Origin of the sequence: Amycolatopsis sp. NPDC051102 (genome assembly GCF_040682815.1) — a bacterium.
In the GTDB taxonomy this organism is placed as follows: Bacteria; Actinomycetota; Actinomycetes; order Mycobacteriales; family Pseudonocardiaceae; genus Amycolatopsis.
In genome coordinates this window covers 133,396-148,447 of sequence record NZ_JBFBBT010000003.1, presented here as the reverse complement: position 1 = coordinate 148,447, position 15,052 = coordinate 133,396, and the positions used below count along the sequence as shown (strand labels likewise).

At 71.4% G+C, this 15,052-nt stretch carries 19 protein-coding genes; 10 read left to right on the top strand and 9 right to left on the bottom strand.

Annotation, left to right across the window (positions count from 1 at the left end; genetic code table 11):
* Nucleotides 1–43 precede the first annotated feature (43 nt).
* The 3 genes from AB0M93_RS11035 to AB0M93_RS11025 all read right to left on the bottom strand — a co-directional run bounded on the left by AB0M93_RS11035 (nucleotide 44) and on the right by AB0M93_RS11025 (nucleotide 1,662).
* Entirely contained in the window at nucleotides 44–856 is an 813-nt protein-coding gene (locus AB0M93_RS11035; protein WP_364271076.1) for a siderophore-interacting protein, read from the bottom strand.
* 63 nt (nucleotides 857–919) lie between these two features.
* Nucleotides 920–1,255, bottom strand: a complete 336-nt coding sequence (locus AB0M93_RS11030; protein WP_364271073.1) for a hypothetical protein — start codon at nucleotides 1,253–1,255, stop codon at nucleotides 920–922.
* Nucleotides 1,252–1,662, bottom strand: coding sequence for an SgcJ/EcaC family oxidoreductase (locus AB0M93_RS11025; protein WP_364271070.1), 411 nt, complete (start codon nucleotides 1,660–1,662; stop codon nucleotides 1,252–1,254). Before AB0M93_RS11025 ends, AB0M93_RS11030 begins: the two co-directional genes overlap by 4 nt.
* Nucleotides 1,663–1,741: 79 nt before the next feature.
* On the opposite strand from AB0M93_RS11025, the gene AB0M93_RS11020 reads away from it, so the two are divergent.
* On the top strand, nucleotides 1,742–2,443 hold the full coding sequence (locus tag AB0M93_RS11020) for a TetR/AcrR family transcriptional regulator (protein ID WP_364271068.1): 702 nt from the start codon (nucleotides 1,742–1,744) through the stop codon (nucleotides 2,441–2,443).
* On the opposite strand, the gene AB0M93_RS11015 is transcribed toward AB0M93_RS11020, so the two are convergent.
* From AB0M93_RS11015 to AB0M93_RS11005, 3 genes are all read right to left on the bottom strand, one after another.
* On the bottom strand, nucleotides 2,440–3,363 hold the full coding sequence (locus AB0M93_RS11015) for an NADP-dependent oxidoreductase (RefSeq protein ID WP_364271065.1): 924 nt from the start codon (nucleotides 3,361–3,363) through the stop codon (nucleotides 2,440–2,442). The two genes, AB0M93_RS11020 and AB0M93_RS11015, sit on opposite strands and share 4 nt — an antisense overlap.
* Nucleotides 3,364–3,423: 60 nt before the next feature.
* Nucleotides 3,424–4,641: a radical SAM family heme chaperone HemW gene (gene hemW, locus AB0M93_RS11010; protein WP_364271062.1), complete on the bottom strand. Its 1,218-nt coding sequence runs from the start codon at nucleotides 4,639–4,641 to the stop codon at nucleotides 3,424–3,426.
* A gap of 61 nt (nucleotides 4,642–4,702) precedes the next feature.
* Nucleotides 4,703–5,119: a VOC family protein gene (locus AB0M93_RS11005; protein ID WP_364271059.1), complete on the bottom strand. Its 417-nt coding sequence runs from the start codon at nucleotides 5,117–5,119 to the stop codon at nucleotides 4,703–4,705.
* Nucleotides 5,120–5,220: 101 nt separating this feature from the next.
* Between AB0M93_RS11005 and AB0M93_RS11000 the strand changes: the two genes are divergently transcribed.
* From AB0M93_RS11000 to AB0M93_RS10970, 7 genes are all read left to right on the top strand, one after another.
* Nucleotides 5,221–5,376 carry a putative leader peptide gene (locus AB0M93_RS11000; RefSeq protein ID WP_364271056.1) on the top strand — a complete coding sequence of 52 codons (156 nt, stop codon included), beginning with the start codon at nucleotides 5,221–5,223 and terminating at the stop codon, nucleotides 5,374–5,376.
* Nucleotides 5,377–5,484: 108 nt separating this feature from the next.
* The gene (locus tag AB0M93_RS10995; RefSeq protein ID WP_364271053.1) at nucleotides 5,485–7,173 is read left to right on the top strand and encodes a nitrite/sulfite reductase; all 1,689 of its coding nucleotides are present in this window, start codon (nucleotides 5,485–5,487) and stop codon (nucleotides 7,171–7,173) included.
* Nucleotides 7,174–7,207: 34 nt separating this feature from the next.
* Nucleotides 7,208–7,357: a hypothetical protein gene (locus AB0M93_RS10990; protein ID WP_043777745.1), complete on the top strand. Its 150-nt coding sequence runs from the start codon at nucleotides 7,208–7,210 to the stop codon at nucleotides 7,355–7,357.
* The gene (locus tag AB0M93_RS10985) at nucleotides 7,354–8,049 is read left to right on the top strand and encodes a phosphoadenylyl-sulfate reductase (RefSeq protein ID WP_364271050.1); all 696 of its coding nucleotides are present in this window, start codon (nucleotides 7,354–7,356) and stop codon (nucleotides 8,047–8,049) included. The genes AB0M93_RS10990 and AB0M93_RS10985 overlap by 4 nt, the downstream gene beginning before the upstream one ends.
* A 20-nt stretch (nucleotides 8,050–8,069) precedes the next feature.
* Nucleotides 8,070–8,990 carry a sulfate adenylyltransferase subunit CysD gene (gene cysD, locus AB0M93_RS10980; protein ID WP_364271047.1) on the top strand — a complete coding sequence of 307 codons (921 nt, stop codon included), beginning with the start codon at nucleotides 8,070–8,072 and terminating at the stop codon, nucleotides 8,988–8,990.
* Nucleotides 8,990–10,252 (top strand): GTP-binding protein, encoded by a 1,263-nt coding sequence (locus AB0M93_RS10975; RefSeq protein ID WP_364271044.1) that lies wholly within the window; start codon nucleotides 8,990–8,992, stop codon nucleotides 10,250–10,252. The genes cysD and AB0M93_RS10975 overlap by 1 nt, the downstream gene beginning before the upstream one ends.
* Nucleotides 10,249–10,986 carry a sirohydrochlorin chelatase gene (locus AB0M93_RS10970; protein WP_364271041.1) on the top strand — a complete coding sequence of 246 codons (738 nt, stop codon included), beginning with the start codon at nucleotides 10,249–10,251 and terminating at the stop codon, nucleotides 10,984–10,986. Before AB0M93_RS10975 ends, AB0M93_RS10970 begins: the two co-directional genes overlap by 4 nt.
* Here AB0M93_RS10970 and AB0M93_RS10965 read toward each other — a convergent pair.
* Nucleotides 10,983–12,401 carry an RICIN domain-containing protein gene (locus AB0M93_RS10965; RefSeq protein WP_364271038.1) on the bottom strand — a complete coding sequence of 473 codons (1,419 nt, stop codon included), beginning with the start codon at nucleotides 12,399–12,401 and terminating at the stop codon, nucleotides 10,983–10,985. The two genes, AB0M93_RS10970 and AB0M93_RS10965, sit on opposite strands and share 4 nt — an antisense overlap.
* Before the next feature lie 284 nt (nucleotides 12,402–12,685).
* Here AB0M93_RS10965 and AB0M93_RS10960 point away from each other — a divergent pair, with 284 nt between their 5' ends.
* Both AB0M93_RS10960 and AB0M93_RS10955 read left to right on the top strand, forming a co-directional pair.
* The gene (locus AB0M93_RS10960) at nucleotides 12,686–13,315 is read left to right on the top strand and encodes a cyclase (RefSeq protein ID WP_364271035.1); all 630 of its coding nucleotides are present in this window, start codon (nucleotides 12,686–12,688) and stop codon (nucleotides 13,313–13,315) included.
* An 88-nt stretch (nucleotides 13,316–13,403) separates the two neighbouring features.
* Nucleotides 13,404–14,177, top strand: coding sequence for an enoyl-CoA hydratase family protein (locus AB0M93_RS10955; protein WP_364271032.1), 774 nt, complete (start codon nucleotides 13,404–13,406; stop codon nucleotides 14,175–14,177).
* A 24-nt stretch (nucleotides 14,178–14,201) separates the two neighbouring features.
* Here AB0M93_RS10955 and AB0M93_RS10950 read toward each other — a convergent pair whose 3' ends face one another.
* Complete coding sequence (locus AB0M93_RS10950; protein WP_364253776.1) at nucleotides 14,202–14,567, bottom strand: barstar family protein; 366 nt, start codon at nucleotides 14,565–14,567, stop codon at nucleotides 14,202–14,204.
* Entirely contained in the window at nucleotides 14,564–15,043 is a 480-nt protein-coding gene (locus tag AB0M93_RS10945; protein WP_364271029.1) for a ribonuclease domain-containing protein, read from the bottom strand. Before AB0M93_RS10945 ends, AB0M93_RS10950 begins: the two co-directional genes overlap by 4 nt.
* Nucleotides 15,044–15,052 lie beyond the last annotated feature (9 nt).

The following is a 15,052-nucleotide window of genomic DNA, read 5'->3' as shown; positions in this document are numbered from 1 at the left end:
CGGCGAGGTTACTGTGCCGATGAGGGTGTGGGCGGCCTGCTCGTCACTTCTCGCGCGCCCGCTCGGCCGCCTTCTCCTCGCGCCAGGCTTCGTCGTTCTTGCCGTAGCGCCAGTACCCCGAAACCGACAGCAGCTCGCGCCGAACCCCGCGCTCGTCGAGCAGGTAGCGCCGCAGCTCGCGGACGAACCCCGCCTCGCCGTGCACGAACGCTTGGACGACGCCCTCGCGCCACGGCAGCTCGCGCACCGCCGCGGCGACGTCACCGCCGTCCGCCCGGTGCAGCCAGGTGATCTGCGCGTCCGCCTTCGTGACCAGCGGCTGCTGCTCGTCCGCGTTCTCGACCAGGATCACCGCGTGCGCCGGGACGCCCGCCGGGAGCGCTTCGAGCGACGCGGCGATGGCCGGCAACGCGCTTTCGTCCCCCGCCAGCAGGTGCCAATCCGCCTCGGTACCCGGCGCGTAGGCGCCGCCCGGCCCGAGCAGCAGCAGTTCGTCACCCGGCTCGGCCGTGGCCGCCCACGGGCCCGCGATGCCCTCGTCGCCGTGGTGGACGAAGTCGAGGACGAGCTCGCCGGCCTCCGCGTCGAACGCCCGGACCGTGTAGGACCGCTGCCGCGGCCAGTGCTCCCGCGGCATCGTGCTGCGGCACTCCTGGACGTCGAACGGCTCCGGGTACTCGACGCCGGGCACCTTGAACAGCACCTTCACGTAGGCGTCGGTGAACGCGTTGGGCTCGAACGCGCCGATGCCCTCACCGCCCGCGACGATCCGGATCATGTGCGGGGTCAGCCGCTCGGTGCGCAGCACCCGCAGCCGCACCGCGGGACGCCCGGACCGCCGGGGTGCTTCAGCCATCGGCCACTCCAACCATCGCTAAGGCTTACCTAAGTCAGCGTACGCGCCGAAAACGGCGCGCGGCTACTCAGGTGTACCCAGTTCCTCGAGCAACCTCCCGAACCCGGCAGCGACCTTCCCGCGGAACCCGATGAAGAACCGGTTGGCCAGCGGCACGCCCCACCGCCCCCACGTGGCCGCGTTGACGACCCGGTGCTCGACGCGGGCGCCGCCGGGATCCGCCGTGACGCGGTACTCCCCGCGGTACCACCAGCCGCCCTGCACCGCGACGAACCCGCGCGAGCGGTCGACGTCCATCCGCATCGGGTGGCCGCCTCCGGCGAGCCGGTGCCGCAGCCGCTCGAACACCTCCGCGGGCGGCCGCGCGACCACCCCCGACGCCTCCGCAAGCGTTTTCACCCGCGCGGATCCGAAACCCGCGTGTTCTGGAACGCCGTGATCAGCCACTCGCCTCCTTCCTGGACGAGAACGAACGAAACGGTCGACTCGCGCCCTTCGTCGGCAACCTCCGCGCCGCTCAGCGACGAGCCGCCGCCGACCACGGCCACAGCGACGTCCGGCCGGACGAACCGCACCTTCGCCGCCGCGCCCAGCGACCCGGTGAGCTTCGACCCCTTCAACGGCCCCTCGAACAGCGCGCGATGCGAGCTTTCGATCGCCTCCCGGCCCGGGAAGTTCAGCCCGAAGAACGTCACGTAGTCCGCATCCTCGGTGAAGAGCCGCCCGTACGCGGCAGCGTCGCCGCGGTTCCACGCGTCGACGAGCCGGCCCAGCACATCACGGACATCAGCTTCGGACGTAGTCACAAGATCCCCCTCGAACAGCGTTCGTCTTACGAACAACGTTCTACCCTCGAACACTGTTCGCGTCAAGTACAGTGTTCGGGTGACCGTGCCCCCGCCGCCGTGGCGCAGCGCTCCCCGCCGCCGCGCCGCGAAACCCGTCCTCTCCCAGGCCTCGATCGTGCGAGCGGCCTTGATCGTCCTGGACGACGAGGGGTTCGACGCGGTCACCATGCGGCGGATCGCCCAGGAACTGGAGACCGGGCCCGCGTCGCTCTACGCGCACGTCTCGAACAAGGAAGAGCTGGCGGAGCTGATGCTCGACACCGTGCTCGCCGACATCCTGGTCCCCGAGCCCGACCCGGCACGCTGGGACGAGCAGGTCAAGGAGCTGGTCCGCGACCAGATCCGGGTGATGGCCGCGCACCGGGGCATCGCGCGCATCGCGTGGGACGTCCCGGTGCCGGTGACGCCCCACTTGCTGCGGCTGGGCGAAGGGACGCTCGCCCTGCTTCGCGCGGGCGGGTTGACCCTCAAACAGGCCACCTTCGCGGGCGACGCCCTGGCGCTCTACGCCAAGGCGTACGCCTACGAAGCCAGCGGCTGGACCTGGGGCGAGATCGACCAGGCCGAAGTGGGCGAACGCGGGAAGCAGATGGTGGCGTACATGCAGTCACTGCCCGCGGAGGCGTTCCCGAACCTGCTGCACGTCGGCGAGTTCTTCTCCGCGGAAACAGCGCAGGAACGCCTCGAGTTCGCCCTCGAGGCGTTCCTCGCCGGATTGAAAGCGATGGCGAAGAACTAGGGCCGCAGCACGATCTTGCCGCGCGTGTGCCGCCGCTCCAGCTCGCGGTAGGCCTCCTGGACCTCCTCCAGCGGGTACACCGCGGCGATCGGCAGCGACAGCAACCCCTTGTCCAGCAGCAAGCTCAGCTCGCGCAGCACGTCGGCCGACGCGCCCGCCGCGTTGCCGTCGGTCTTGACGTTGTACTTCTCCGCCGCGGCCCAGTCGATGATCGTGTCGATCCGTCCCGGGTGGATGCCCAGGTGCAGCGCCAGTTCCACGTAGCCGGAACCGAAGGTGTCGACGAACGCCTGCACGCGGCCGGAAGGCGCGGCTTCGCGGATCCGCTCGAGGACGCCGTCGCCGTAGGCCACCGGGATCACGCCGAGCTCGCGCAGCCACTCGTGGTTGGCTTCCCCCGCCAGCCCGATCACCGTGGCACCGGCCAGTTTCGCGAGCTGGACGGCCAGCGAGCCGACCCCGCCCGCGGCGCCGGAGACCACGACTGTGTCGCCCTCCCGCGGGCAGACCGCGGCCACCGCGGCGTACGCGGTGGTGCCGGCGACGAACAACGAGCCGGCCACCTCCCACGGCACGCCGTCCGGGCGTGGCGTGAGGTTCGCGGCCTCCGCCACGACGAACTCCGCGTGACTCGACCGCGTGTCGACGAAGCCGATCACCTCGTCGCCGACGGCGATCTCCTCGACGCCCTCACCGAGCGAGGCGACCACGCCGGCGAAGTCACTGCCTTGTCCGGACGGAAACGTCGCCGGGAACCGCGAGTGCAGCAGTCCCTTCCGGATGGACGCCTCGCCCGGGTTGATCCCGGCGGCGCGCACCTCGACGAGCACCTGGCCCGCTCCCGGCACCGGCCGCGGCACGTCCTCGACCCGCAGGACCTCCACGTCGCCGTACTCGTCGAACCTGATCGCGCGCGCCATGGGGCCTCCTCGAAAGTCGTTGCTGAATACAAGCAACGACCCGGTCCCCGGTTTTAATCCCTACCCGGCGAGGCGGCGGACCACGCCGTCGGCCAGCAGCCGCCCCCGGTCGGTCAGCACCGCGCGGCCCCGGCTGTCCAAAGCGGACGAGTCGAGCAGGCCCTCCGCCGCGGCCGCCCGGGCCGCGGCGAGCCCGGGCTCGTCCAGCACGTCGAGCGGCAGCCCTTCGGCGACGCGGAGTTCGAGCATGATCCGTTCGAGGTGCTGGTCGTCGTCGGTGAGCACTTCACGCCCGCCCGCGGGCGACTCGCCGTTCGCAAGCAAGGCCGTGTAGCGGGCCGGGTGCTTGACGTTCCACCAGCGCACCCCGCCGACGTGGCTGTGCGCGCCCGGGCCGGCGCCCCACCAGTCGTCGCCGCGCCAGTAGCCGAGGTTGTGACGGCAGCGGGCGGCGTCGGAAGCCGCCCAGTTCGACACTTCGTACCAGCGCAGCCCCGCCGCCGACAGCGTCGCGTCGATCATCTCGTAGTCCGCCGCCAGCACGTCGTCGTCCGGCGCGGGCAGCTCGCCGCGGCGCACGCGGCGGGCCAGCGCCGTGCCCTCCTCGACGATCAGCGCGTAGGCCGACACGTGGTCGACGCCGGCGCCCAGCACCGCCTCCAGCGTCGCGCGGAGGTCGTCGGGACGCTCGCCCGGCGTGCCGTAGATCACGTCGAGGTTCACGTGCTCGAAGCCGGCCGCCCGCGCCTCGGCGACGGCCTTGCCCGGCCGGCCGGGGGTGTGCACGCGGTCGAGGATCTTCAGCACGTGCGGCGCGGCCGACTGCATGCCCAGCGAAACCCGGGTGTAGCCGGCCTCGCGGATGCCGGCGAAGAACTCCGGCGACGTCGATTCCGGGTTCGATTCCGTCGTCACCTCGGCCCCGGGCGCGAGCCCGAAGACGTCGCGGACGGCGTCGAGCACCGACCGCAGCCCGTCCGCGCCGAGCAGCGACGGCGTGCCGCCGCCGACGAACACCGTGTCGGCCGCGGGCGGGACGACGAGCACCCGCGCGGCGAGCTCCAGCTCGCGGCGCAGCCCTTCTAGCCAGGACTGCGGCGACGAACCGGTGTCGAGCTCACCCGCGGTGTAGGTGTTGAAGTCGCAGTAGCCGCAGCGCGTGGCGCAGAACGGGACGTGCACGTACACCCCGAACGCTCTGCTGCCGAGCCCCTTCAGCGCGCTTTCCGGCAACGCCGGGTCGATCGGTGTGTCGGGGTCGGGACGCAGTGCGGGCACGCTCGAATTGTCCACCCCGTCACGCCCGGTCGCCGCAAGGGGCCGATCGGGTCAACACCTGTTACGACGCGGGCAGGTTGGCCGCCGCCCACTCCGGGTCGGGCGCGATCATCTCGATGACGTCGAGCAGCACGCCGTTCGGGTCGGCGACGTAGAAGTGCCGCTGCCCGTAGACCTCGTCGACAACCGGTGCCACCAGCGCGATCCCGGCCGATTCCAGCCGTTCCGCTTCGGCGCGGGCGTCGTCGACGACGAGCCCGAACGACACTCCCGACACCTCCTGCGTGCGGTAGCCGGGCGGGATCGACTCGTGCCCGCGTTGCACGAAGCTGATCTCGTACCCCGGTGCGCCGGCGTTGACGCTGGCGAACCAGTCGAGCTCGACGGTCACCGCCAGGCCGACGACGTCCGCGTAGAACCGGGTGGTCGCGGCGACGTCGTCGACCAGGTACCCCGCCCCGAACCCCTTTACCTGCATCCAATTCCTCTCTCCAAAGCACTGTGTCTGAAGTACTATAGATGTAGTGGTTTGGTCGCGCAAGAGAGGACGCACAAGGCGGGTTGACACGATTTCCGCAGGTGAGTGACCCTTCTCCCACCATCCGGGCAGGCCTGGACCACATTGTGGACGCGTGGCACGCTGACGCCGTGACTCATGCCGGTGTTCTCCTCGTGGCGCGCCGCCACGTCGACCTCCTGCGGGTCGCCAGCGCCCTCTGCGTACCCGTTCGCTGACTCCCCGATCGCCACCACCTGCCACGAATTCTGGACAGCCGGCGCCGGAGGACACCCGTGAGCCGGTGGTCCTCCGCCGCCACGAAACGCCTCTCGGAGGACGCCGCCATGGCCACGCCCCAAACCCCCGCCCGCCCCGCGCGCGCCAAGCAGAAGCGCGGCGAAGGGCAGTGGGCGCTCGGTTACCGGGAGCCGCTGAACCCGAACGAGCGGTCCAAGAAGGACGACCACCCGCTCAACGTGCGGGCGCGCATCGAGAACATCTACGCCCACCGCGGGTTCGACGCGATCGACCCGGGCGACCTGCGCGGCCGGTTCCGCTGGTTCGGCCTCTACACCCAGCGCAAGCCGGGGATCGACGGCGGCCGCACCGCGACGCTCGAGCCCGAAGAGCTCGACGACCGCTACTTCATGCTGCGGGTCCGGATCGACGGCGGCGCGCTGACCACCGCCCAGCTCACGGTGCTCGGCGAGATCTCGCAGGCGTACGCGCGCGACACCGCCGACATCACCGACCGGCAGAACATCCAGTACCACTGGATCCGGATCGAGGACGTGCCGGCGATCTGGGCCAAGCTCGAAAACGCCGGCATGACGACGATGGAGGCGTGCGGCGACAGCCCGCGCGTCATGCTCGGCTCGCCGGTCGCCGGCATCTCGGCCGACGAGGTGATCGACGGCACACCGGCACTGGACGAGATCAAGCGCCGCTACATCGGCAAGCCGGAGTTCGCCAACCTGCCGCGCAAGTTCAAGACCGCCATCTCCGGCCAGCCCGACGTCGCGCACGAGATCCACGACGTCGCCTTCGTCGGCGTGCACCACCCCGAGCACGGCCCCGGCTTCGACGTCTGGGTCGGCGGCGGCCTGTCGACCAACCCGATGCTCGGGCAGCGCCTCGGCGCCTGGGTGCCGCTGGAGGAGGTGCCGGACGTCTGGGAAGGCGTCATCTCGATCTTCCGCGACTACGGCTACCGGCGGCTGCGCTCGCGCGCGCGGCTGAAGTTCCTGGTCAAGGACTGGGGCGCGGAGAAGTTCCGGCAGGTGCTGCAGGACGAGTACCTCAAGCGCCCGCTGATCGACGGCCCGCCGCCGGAAAACCCCGCGGTGCCGGTCGACCACGTCGGCGTGCACCGGCAGGTCGACGGCAACTTCTACGTCGGCGCCGCGCCGATCGCCGGGCGCTCCAGCGGCGGCACGCTCGTCGCCGTCGCGAAGGCCGCCGAGCGGGCCGGCTCGGGCCGGGTGCGGCTCACCCCGCAGCAGAAGGTCGTCGTGCTCGACGTCCCGGAGGCCCAGGTGGCCACGCTCGAAGCCGAACTGGCCGAGGTCGGGCTGGAGACGAAGCCGTCGCCGTGGCGGCGCGGCGTGATGGCCTGCACCGGGCTGGAGTTCTGCAAGCTCGCCATCGTCGAGACGAAGGCGCGTGCGCAGCAGCTCGTCGCGGACCTCGAAAAGTCCCTCGCCGACATCCAGGCCGGGCTCGACACGCCGGTGAGCGTGCACCTCAACGGCTGCCCCAACTCCTGTGCGCGGATCCAGACCGCGGACATCGGCCTCAAGGGCCAGATCGTCACCGACGCCGACGGCAACCAGGTCGAAGGCTTCCAGGTGCACCTCGGCGGCGGCCTCGGCCTCGACGCCGGCTTCGGCCGGAAACTGCGTGGCCACAAGGTGACCGCGGCCGAGCTGACCGGCTACGTCGAACGCGTCGTGCGCGCGTACGCCGCCGGGCGCGAACCCGGCGAACGGTTCCCGCAGTGGGCCGTCCGCGCCGAGGAAAGCGCGCTCCAGTGACAGCGCCGACGTACTCCCTCCCGCGGAGGCGCCGATGACAGAGCGAGCGACGCCGTTCTACTGCCCTTATTGCGGCGACGAGGACCTGCGGCCGGAAGAGAACGGCGGCTGGCTGTGTTCCGGTTGCCGCCGGGTTTTCTCGGTCAAGTTCCTCGGCCTGTCCCTTCCGGAGGTTTCCCGATGACCGCCACCGCCGACTACAAGACCCTCGCCGAGCGCGCGTCCCACGAGCTCGCCGACGCCACCGCCGAAGAAGCGCTGCGCTGGACCGCCGAGACGTTCGGCGACGACTTCATCGTGGCGTCCAACATGCAGGACGCCGTGCTCATCGACCTCGCCACCAAGGTGAAGTCCGATGTGGACGTCCTGTTCCTGGAGACCGGCTACCACTTCCCGGAGACGATCGGCACGCGCGACGCCGTGCAGACGGTCTATCCGGACGTGACGATCGTGAACGCCCAGGCCGAGCAGAGCGTCGCCGAGCAGGACGCCGAGTACGGCCCGAAGCTGCACGACCGCGACGCCACGCTGTGCTGCAACCTCCGCAAGGTGGTGCCGCTGCGCAAGACGCTGGCGAAGTACTCGGCGTGGGTGACCGGCGTCCGCCGGGTCGACGCGCCGACCCGCGCGAACACCCCGATCGTCACCTGGGACGACCGCAACGGGCTGGTCAAGGTCAACCCGATCGCGGCGTGGACCGACGACGAGTTCAAGGCCTACATCGCCGAGCACGGGATCCTGGAGAACCCGCTGGTGTCGATCGGGTTCCTGTCGATCGGCTGCGCACCCTGCACGGCCCGCGTGGAGCCGGGCCAGGACCCGCGCAGCGGCCGGTGGGCGGGGCAGAGCAAGACCGAGTGCGGACTGCACGGCTGATGTCAGACACCGAGGGACGCATGACGACACTGGAACCTGCCACCGACGCGGCTCAGGACAACCTCGCCGCCTTGGAATCCGAAGCCATCCACATCTTCCGGGAGGTGGCGGGCGAGTTCGACCGCCCGGTGATCCTCTTCTCCGGCGGCAAGGACTCGACGCTGCTGCTGCACCTGGCGATCAAGGCGTTCTGGCCGGCGCCGGTGCCGTTCCCGCTGCTGCACGTGGACACCGGCCACAACTTCGACGAGGTCATCGAGTTCCGCGACCGGGTCGTCGAACGGCACGGCCTGCGGCTGGTCGTCGCGAAGGTGCAGGACTGGATCGACGACGGGCGCCTCGAGGAGCGCGCGGACGGGATGCGCAACCCGCTGCAGACCACGCCGCTGCTCGACACCATCGCGGAGAACAAGTTCGACGCCGTCTTCGGCGGCGGCCGCCGGGACGAGGAACGGGCCCGGGCGAAGGAGCGGATCTTCAGCCTGCGCAACGCCTTCGGCCAGTGGGAGCCACGGCGCCAGCGGCCCGAGCTGTGGAACCTCTACAACGGACGGCACCGCCCCGGCGAGCAGGTCCGCGTCTTCCCGCTGTCCAACTGGACCGAGGCCGACGTCTGGAACTACATCGCCCGCGAGAAGGTCGAGCTGCCGTCGATCTACTACGCGCACAAGCGGAAGGTCTTCCGCCGCGACGGCATGTGGCTGACCGAGGGCCCGTGGTTCGGTCCCCGGCCGGACGAAGAGATCCACGACCTGAGCGTGCGCTACCGGACCGTCGGCGACGGCTCGTGCACCGGCGCGGTGGAGTCCACCGCCGTCACCGTCGAAGAGGTCATCGCCGAGGTGTCGGCGTCGCGGCTCACCGAGCGCGGTGCCACCCGCGCCGACGACCGGATGTCCGAGGCGGCCATGGAAGACCGCAAGCGTGAGGGGTACTTCTGATGAGTTCGCTGCTGCGCCTGGCCACCGCCGGGAGCGTCGACGACGGCAAGTCGACGCTCGTCGGCCGGCTGCTCTACGACACGAAGTCGGTGCTCGCCGACCAGCTGGACGCCGTCACCCGCGCGTCCGTCGACAAGGGACTGTCCACACCGGACCTTTCGCTGCTCGTCGACGGCCTGCGCTCGGAGCGCGAGCAGGGCATCACCATCGACGTCGCGTACCGCTACTTCGCGACGCCGAAGCGGTCGTTCGTACTGGCCGACACCCCGGGGCACGTGCAGTACACGCGCAACACGGTGACCGGCGCGTCCACCGCGCAGCTGGCGGTGCTGCTGGTCGACGCGCGCAAGGGCGTGATCGAGCAGACCCGGCGGCACGCGGCCGTGCTGGCCCTGCTCGGCGTGCCGCAGCTGGTGCTGGCGGTGAACAAGATCGACCTGGTCGGCTACGACGAGGCGACCTTCACGGTGATCGCGAAGGAGTTCGCTTCGCACGCCGAGACGCTGGGGTACCCGCGGGGCTCGGTCCTCGCGATCCCGGTTTCGGCGCTGGAAGGCGACAACGTCGCGACGCGCTCGGAGCGGACGCCGTGGTACTCCGGCCCGAGCCTGCTGGAACACCTGGAGGACGTGCCGGTCGCGCCCGACCCGCACGACTCGGCGCTGCGGTTCCCGGTGCAGTACGTGATCCGCCCGCGCACGCCCGAGTACCCGGACTACCGCGGCTACGCGGGCCAGATCGCCGCGGGCACGGTACGCCCGGGCGACGAGATCGTCGTGCTGCCGCAGGGCATCCGCAGCCGCGTCGAACGGATCGACACCGCGGACGGGCCGCTGGCCGAGGCCGGCACCGGGACGTCGGTGACGCTGCTGCTCGCCGACGACATCGACATCTCCCGCGGCGACCTGATCGCCGCCGCGGACGCGCCGCCGCGGATCACCGACGAGATCACCGGCACGCTGTGCTGGCTGTCGTCCAAGCCGCTCAAGCCGGGCGCGCGGGTGCTGGTCAAGCACGGCACCCGCACGGTGCAGGCGCTGGTGGCCGAGCTGCACGCCCGGTTCGACGAGCAGGCTCTGTCCAGTGTGGACTCGCCGGGGTCGCTGGAGCTCAACGACATCGGCCTCGTCACGCTGCGGCTGGCCGAGGAGCTGGGCGTCGACGACTACGGCGTCAGCCCGCGCACCGGCGCGTTCCTGGTGATCGACCCGAAGGACGGCGACACCCTCGCCGCGGGCCTGGTGGGTGAGCGCTTCTCGTGACGCCTCCCCTGGTCGCCGTCGCGCACGGCAGCCGCGACCCCCGCTCGGCGGCGACCGTGCGGGCGCTCGTGGAGGTCGTGCGCGCCCGAGCGCCGGGCGTCGACGTCCACGAGTCCTTTCTGGACCTGTCGGAACCGCTCGTCACGGACGTGCTGCGGTCGCTGTACGCGGCCGGCCACCGGACGGCGGTCGTGGTGCCGCTGCTGCTGGGCAGCGCGTTCCACGCCCGGGTGGACCTGCCGGCGCTGATCGGATCGGTGACGGCCGGCTGCCCGGGCTTCGTCGTGCGGACGTCCGGCGTCCTCGGCGCCGACCCGGCCCTGCAGGCCGTCGCCCTCGACCGGCTGACGGCGGCACCACGCCGCCGGGACACGGGCGTGCTGCTCAGCGCGGTCGGCTCGTCGAACGCCGAGGCCAACACCGTCGTCGCGAACCTGGCGAAGCAGTGGGAGGACCGGCTCGGGCTGCCGGTGAGCGAAGCGTTCGCCAGCGCGACCCAGCCGGACATCCCGGCGGCGGCCGGACGCCTGCGCGCCCGCGGCGTCCGGCACCTGGTGGTGGCGTCGTGGTTCCTGGCACCGGGCCGCCTGCCGGACCGCATCGCGAGACTGGCCCGCGAGGCCGACCCGGCCGCGTTCGTGGCGGCACCGCTGGCGGACGACCCGCGCGTCGCGGACGTCGTCGTCGCGCGGTACGCCACCGCCGTCAGCGGCCTGCTCCGGCAGTACGCCTAGCCCGCGGCGACGATCCGCCACTGCTGGTTCGTGCTGCCGCTGTCGCCGTACTGTCCCAGGTCGGCGCCGCTGCTCGTGCGGCCTGCGCCGTCCAGGTACTCGCCCGTGGCGGCGTTCCTGATGCGGACGTTGTTCGCGTCGGTCACCACCGACCACTGCTGGTTGGCGCTGCCGCTGTCGGCGTACTGGCTCACCGCCGCGCCGTTGGCCGTGCGGCCCGCGCCGTCCAGGTACAGGCCCGTGGCGCGGTTCTTGATGCGCACCCGGTTCCCGTAGTTCTCGACGGTCCACTGCTGGTCGAGCCGGCTTGCGTCGCCGCTCGCCTGGCCGGCCGTCGAGCCGCCCGCCGTGCGGCCCAGGCCGTCGACGTACAGGCCGGTGGCCGCGTTGACGATCCGGACGTACGTGCCGCCGCCGTTGCCGATGCCCCACGCGTACTGCAGGCGGGTCAGGCCGCTCTGGTTCACCAGCGAAAGCTGGGTGCCGGTCCGGGTCGTCAGGCTGTACCAGTCGCCGTCGCGCAGGCCCGGCCAGTACACGCTGCCCACGCCGAGGCTGCGCAGTTTCGCGCTGACGCCCCGGATGTAGTCGGCGAAGAACGAGCCGCTCGGGATGCTGTAGTCGATCGGGTCGTAGTGGACGCCGTTCTTGCTGCCGGGCCCCATCGGGCCGCCCCACTCGGTGACGATCGTGCGGTCCGCGTACGCGCCGATGTAGCCCCCGAGGTGGTTGGCCCACTCGGTTTCGCTCTCGTAGCCCGCGAAGAACGAGTAGTCGTGGGCGGCCAGCAGCGTCCCGTCGAGCCGGTGGTCGGCGCCGACCGCGGGCACGTTCTGGGCGTCACCGGTCCCGTCGAGCACCACCCGGGCGCGGGGCACCTGCGGATAGCGGGTCAGCCAGGCGTCGTAGAAGTTGTCCAGGTCGCCCGCGCTGTAGGCGTACGGCTCGTTGATGACCTCGAAGTAGGCGTTCGGGTTGGCGCCGTACTTGCCGACGACCTTGTCCCACATCTGCTGGAACCCGGCGGTGCTCGCCGGCTTCCCGCCGCTGTAGGCCCAGTACGCGAGGATCACCCGGCCCTTGGCCAGTGCGGCGTCGATCGCCCCGGTGTAGGTGTCCCAGTAGCCGGCGACGGTCGGCTCGTTGATCGGCATCCGGACCGTGTTCGCCCCGGTGATCGCGTACATCCCGCCGACGAGCTGGTCCGCCGTGGCGGCCGCGGACGCGTGCGTGTCCGACGAGCTCAGCCCGGACACGTACAGCACGCCGTTGACGAAGTTGTCCCGGGCGTCGGCCCAGTTCACGCCCCGGAACCCGGCGGTCGACGCCTGCGCCTGCGGCGGGCCGGCGGCCAGCAGCCCGCCGGCGAGCACGACCGGCACCAGCATCCTGGCCACGGCGGAGAACAGTCTCATCGGCTCGTCCCTTCGTCGTCGTCGACGTGACACAGGTAACAGAGCGGCTGGGAGCGCGACCAGAGTTCCGAAGCAAAGCGGTCAGGATCGATCGGAGAAGAACATGGCCGCGGTCACGCAGCGGCACCGCCACCGCCAAGAGGTGACAAACATTCACATTCGCTTGTCACGCCACGCGCATGGGAACGGTGAATCCTTGACGACCTACTTGACTTGCCGGTAACTATCTGATTGCTGCGCAGCTTTCGCCCTCCCCTCGTGAAATCGCAGGCAGGTGGACACAGATGAAAGCTCTTCGCCTTTCTCGGCTCGCCGCGCTGACCGCGGCCGCGGCCCTTCCGATCGCCCTCGCCGCGCCCGCTTCGGCGGCCACTTCGGTGACCTTCGACTGCCAGGCCAACGCCCCCATCGTCGGCCCGCAGCACGTGGCGCTCGGCCAGGACGCCGACGTCACCGCGCCGCCGACCGTGGCGCCCGGCGCCGCGTTCGACGTCGTCATCGACCCGGCGCCGAACACCGTGCCCGGAACGGTGAGCGGCAACAAGGTCAAGAACATCAACACGTTCGCGCTCAAGATCCCGATCCCGGCGAACTCGACCTACGTCGGCGCGGACCTCACCGGCGGCTCCGGTCTCGGCTCGACGCCGCCGGCCATCGCCGTCGCGAACGGCGTGGCGACCCTGAGCTTCCCCGGCCCGATCGCCGGCGGGGCGACGTTCGAACTGCCCACCGTCACCGCGCACCTGACGGCCGGCCAGTCGGGCACCATCCAGACCAGGCTGGCCGGCACCGGCTACAGCGATCCCGGCCTGACGTTCAACGCGGTGGCGAGCACCATCATCGGCGACCTCACCGCGCCGACGGCCTGCTTCCCCAACCCGAGCCCGGTCTTCACCACGACGACCATCGGCTGAGCACCGGGCCACCCCCGCGGGGCACGCGCCCGCGGGGGTGGCCCGCGTAACACCGGCCGGGCGCGGCGCATGTGCAAGGGTGTCTGACATGGCTGACGAACTGGTGCACTACGACGTGGTGGGCGGCACCGCCACGATCACCCTGGACTCCCCGCACAACCGCAACGCGCTGTCGGCGCAGCTGCGCCGCGAACTGTCGGGCTCGCTGGCCGCCGCGGCCGCCGACGACGCCGTGCGCGTGATCGTGCTGACCCACACCGGCCCGGTATTCTGCGCGGGGATGGACCTCAAGGAGGCCCGCGGCGCCGGCGCGGGCGACCAGGGCGTGAACGAGTTCCCCCGCATCCTGGAGCAGCTGTGGACCAGCCCGAAGCCGGTGGTGGCGCGCCTGGCGGGCCCGGCCAGGGCGGGCGGCATCGGCATGGTGGCGGCGTGCGACATCGCGGTGGCGGTCCCGGAAGCGACGTTCGCCTTCTCCGAGGTCCGCATCGGCGTGGTCCCGGCGATCATCTCCCTGACGGTCCTCCCCCGGCTGAACCCCCGCGCGGCCCACGAACTGTTCCTGACGGGCGACACGTTCGACGCCCGCCGGGCGGTCGAGATCGGCCTGCTGAACTCGGCGGTGCCCGCCGCGGACCTCGACGCCGAAGTCACCCGGTTCGTGAAGGCACTGGCGGCAGGCGGGCCGAAGGCGCTGGCCGAGACGAAGGCCCTGCTGAGCCGTCCCCGCCCGGCCACGCCGTCGGACGGCTTCGAGGAGATGCTCGGGCTGTCGGCGAAGTTCTTCGCCAGTGAGGAAGGCCAGGAGGGCATCCTGGCCTTCGCCCAGAAGCGCAAGCCGAGCTGGGTTCCGCAGGACTGAGCCGGATCGGCTGCCGGGCGCCGCTCAGGCGTCCGGCAGCACGACGGTGAGCCGCCACGAACCGGCGCTGCGGCCGCTCGGGCCGAGCGCGCGCTGGGCGTCCGAAAGCACGCTGCGGATCGCCAGGTACGTCTTGGGTTCCGCCTTGCGCAGCGCGTCCGAACCCGGCCAGATCAGCACGTGCTCCCCCGGCGGCAGCCACGACAGGTCGGTCAGGCAGTCGTAGAGCGCGTCCAGGTTGTGCCCGAAGTAGTCCGGAAAGGACAGTGCCTCGGCGAACGCGGTCAGCGTGCTCGCCTTGTCGACGGTCGGCCGGGAGTTCACCAGGTGCGGGTACGCCCCGCGGGCGAACGCCTCCTCCGCGGCGGCCTTCGCGTCGCCGGCGCTCATCGGGCCGGGTCCACGACGACGAACGACGCGTAGTGGTCGCCGGTGTAGTACAGCTCGTGCGCCTGGCCGGTGATCAGCCGCCGCGCGCCGCGGTCGGGGCTGCCCGGCGTCTTCACCGTGTATTCGTGGTAATAGCCGGACTTCTTGCCGGGTAGGCGTTTCTCGCGGTTCTCGAACACGACGTCGTCGTTGCGGGGGTAGGGGTACGGGCCGCCCGCCTCGATCAGCTTCCACGTGTCCGACGCCTGCGGCGGCAGCGCGGAAAGCGCCTTCACCGGCAGCCCGGAGTCCGCGCCCGGCACGGCGGCGCTGCCCTTCGCGGGCGCGCTGCTCTTCGCCGGCGCACTCGCCGAAGTGCCCGGCGAGGTGCTCGGTGACGTCGAGCCGCCGCCGAGGTTGTCCTTGACCAGCCAGCCCCCCAGCACCAGCACGAGGAGCCCGATCAGCGCGGCGGTGATCCGCCTTCGGTTGAACATGGTGCGCGA